This window comes from Nitratidesulfovibrio liaohensis (genome assembly GCF_011682075.1).
Lineage (GTDB): Bacteria > Desulfobacterota > Desulfovibrionia > Desulfovibrionales > Desulfovibrionaceae > Cupidesulfovibrio > Cupidesulfovibrio liaohensis.
On sequence record NZ_VSMK01000384.1, the window covers coordinates 1 to 2,702 of the forward strand.

Consider the following 2,702-nt stretch of genomic DNA (forward strand, 5'->3'; position numbering starts at 1 on the left):
GGCGGCCACGGCCACCCCGCGCGCCTGCCCCAGCTTGAGGGCGGTGGCCACGTTGCGGGCGGCGTGCACGTTCTCGATGGCGGCCTCGTCCGGGGCGTACCGGCCCACCAGGGTGTGCAGTTCGCGGAACAGGTGGCCCAGGCGCGCGGCGAAATCGTCACCCTTGGGCCGGATGGCCCCGCAGTCCACCAGCGTGAGCACGCCCGACACCTCGCGCACCACCCCCCAGCCGGTGCACTGCGAGCCGGGGTCGATGCCGATGACGGTGACGCCGCCGGTGGCGTCACTGGTGACTGAAACCGGGCTGGAGGGCGTTTCCGCCTGGGGCGATGCGGGCTTGCGGGGGGGCATGGGGCCTCCGGCGGGTGCCGGGAATGCAGGGTGATGCCGCAATGCGGCGGATGCGCATATTCGGACAATTGCGCGAAATGCCCGCGCCGCCACGGTCGTCGCGTGTGTCACGGGTGCTCCGGTGCCCGACCTGCGGGCCGGCACCAGACCTGCCGACCGGCACCAGACCTGCCGACCGGCACCAGACCTGCCGCAGGGGCGTCACCCGGACGCCGGAAACGCCGGAGCCCGCGCAAGGCGGGCTCCGGTGCGAGGCATGTCTGCTATTCCAGTTCGGCCAACACTTCGTCGGGCAGGTCGAAGTTGGCGTGCACGTTCTGCACGTCGTCATTGTCTTCCAGGGCGTCCACCAGGCGCATCAGCTTGCGACCGGTTTCCGCGTCCACTTCCACCGTGTTCTGGGGAATCATGGACAGTTCTGCGGAATCCATTTCCATGCCCGCGGCTTCCAGCGCATCGCGCACGACGGCAAAGTCGGACACGGCGGTGTGGATTTCCCAGGTACCGCCCTCGTCGCGCACGTCGTCGGCGCCCGCTTCCAGCGCGGCTTCCATCACCTGGTCCTCGGTGTACTTGCCGCCGTCCAGGGTGATCACGCCCTTGCGCTCGAACATCCAGCCCACGCACCCGGCCTCGCCCATGGAGCCGCCGTGCTTGGAAAGGATGTGGCGCACTTCGGCCACGGTGCGGTTGCGGTTGTCGGTGGCCGCTTCCACGATCAGGGCCACGCCGCCGGGGCCGTACCCTTCGTAGGAAATTTCAAGGATGTCGCCGCCGGCCAGTTCGCCGGTGCCCTTCTTGATGGCGTTGTCGATCTTGTCCTTGGGCAGGTTCACGGCCTTGGCGGCGGCAATGGCGGCGCGCAGGCGGGCGTTGCTGGCCGGGTCGCCACCGCCCTTGGCGGCGATGATGATTTCCTTGGCGGCCTTGGTGAACAGCTTGCCGCGCTTGGCGTCCTGACGCCCCTTGCGGTGCTGGATGTTGGCCCATTTGCTATGTCCGGCCATGCGTCCTCCTGAAAGAAATGTCGGCAAAAGAGATGATTGCGGAAACGCCACGACGCAACGCGCGGCGGGCGGGCTGCCCGGCGCGTGCCACTGGCGCTGTGCGTCAGTCCTGCTGTCCGTCGCCCCGGTACCCAAGGCAGACGTAGAATGTTTCCTTGCTTTCGACCCGCGAGCTTTTGGGCTTGAAGGTCTTCACGGTCTCGAAGCGGGCCCGCAGCGCATCAAGCAACTGCTTGACGTCCGGCCCCATGAAAATCTTGACCACGAAACTGCCGCCCTTTATCAGGCAATGGTCCGCCACCGCAAGGGCCTCGATGCACAATTCCAGCGAACGGGCCTGGTCGGTGAACCTGGTGCCCGTGGTGCGCGGGGCCATGTCGCTGATAACGACATGGAACGGCCCCATGGCCGCCAGTGCATCCTCGAAGGCCTCGGAGCGGTTGAACACATCCTCTTGCATGAAGGTGACGTTGGGCGGAAACTGGGTGTCGGTGGTTTGCAGGTCGCAGGCCAGCACCCGCCCCTTTGCCCCCACCCGCTCTGCCGCGCCAAGCGACCACGAGCCGGGGGCAGCCCCCAGGTCCAGCACCTTCATGCCCTGGCGAAACAGCTTGAAGCGATTGTCGATTTCCTTCAGCTTGTAGATGGACCGCGCGGGATAGTTTTCCTGCTTGGCCTTCAGAAAATAGTGGTCTCGGTATGTTTTCATGTGGTCACCCGTGGCCGCTTGTACCCGAAAGCCCTCCGCCCGCCAAGGACTCTCATGGCCCGCCCCGTCCGCCTGCGCATTCCCAACGAACTGGGCCAGTTCCGCACCCTGCCCGATGAGGCGGGGCCTGACGACGTTGCACCTGACAAGGCGGGACCGGACGGCAACCTGCCGGACAATATTGCGCCGGACAAAAACCTGCCGGACAGAGTTCTGCCTGGCGACACGCTGCCCGCCACGTTCGATGTGCTGCCCCCGCGCGGCCAGCGGGGCGACGTCCCCACCGAGGTGGTGGTGCTGGGCCTGGGGCCGAACCCGGCCACGGCTCGGCGAGCGTTGGAGGGAGCGCTGGCGGGGTTGCGGAAAACGGATGCGCGAAGCGGCAAGCACAGTGCCCCGGCCGTACACGTCATCGAATGCCCGGCGTTCATCCATCATATGGAAGAGGCCACGCGCGGCACATGGCGCACGGCCATCCCCGTCGGGTGGGTGCTGGCCGCCCCGGATGATTTTCCGCCCGACCGTCTTGCCCGCGCGCTGGTGGTGGTCTACCGCGAGGCCGAGCGGCTGTTCCCCACCTTCTGGGGACCGCTGCTGGGCGCGGCGCGGGCCGTGCGCATGGCCCCCGCGCTGGC

At 67.5% G+C, this 2,702-nt stretch carries 3 protein-coding genes and 1 pseudogene; 1 reads left to right on the plus strand and 3 read right to left on the minus strand.

Annotated elements, in window-relative coordinates:
* The 3 genes from FVW27_RS12660 to FVW27_RS12670 form a co-directional block, all read right to left on the minus strand.
* The coding region (locus FVW27_RS12660; RefSeq protein WP_208294769.1) for a crossover junction endodeoxyribonuclease RuvC at positions 1 to 351 on the minus strand (351 nt) is incomplete at its 3' end.
* A gap of 263 nt (positions 352 to 614) precedes the next feature.
* The gene (locus FVW27_RS12665; RefSeq protein ID WP_167125654.1) at positions 615 to 1,358 is read right to left on the minus strand and encodes a YebC/PmpR family DNA-binding transcriptional regulator; all 744 of its coding nucleotides are present in this window, start codon (positions 1,356 to 1,358) and stop codon (positions 615 to 617) included.
* Between the two features lie 103 nt (positions 1,359 to 1,461).
* Positions 1,462 to 2,067 carry an RlmE family RNA methyltransferase gene (locus FVW27_RS12670; RefSeq protein ID WP_167125656.1) on the minus strand — a complete coding sequence of 202 codons (606 nt, stop codon included), beginning with the start codon at positions 2,065 to 2,067 and terminating at the stop codon, positions 1,462 to 1,464.
* Positions 2,068 to 2,121: 54 nt separating this feature from the next.
* Here FVW27_RS12670 and FVW27_RS12675 point away from each other — a divergent pair.
* Positions 2,122 to 2,702 (plus strand): annotated as a pseudogene (locus FVW27_RS12675) (glycosyltransferase family protein); the annotation flags it as partial.

Bases quoted from the DNA above. Each gene is read 5' to 3' on its own strand.
- FVW27_RS12670 (WP_167125656.1), bottom strand. From the start codon at position 2,067: ATGAAAACATACCGAGACCACTATTTTCTGAAGGCCAAGCAGGAAAAC.
- FVW27_RS12665 (WP_167125654.1), bottom strand. From the start codon at position 1,358: ATGGCCGGACATAGCAAATGGGCCAACATCCAGCACCGCAAGGGGCGT.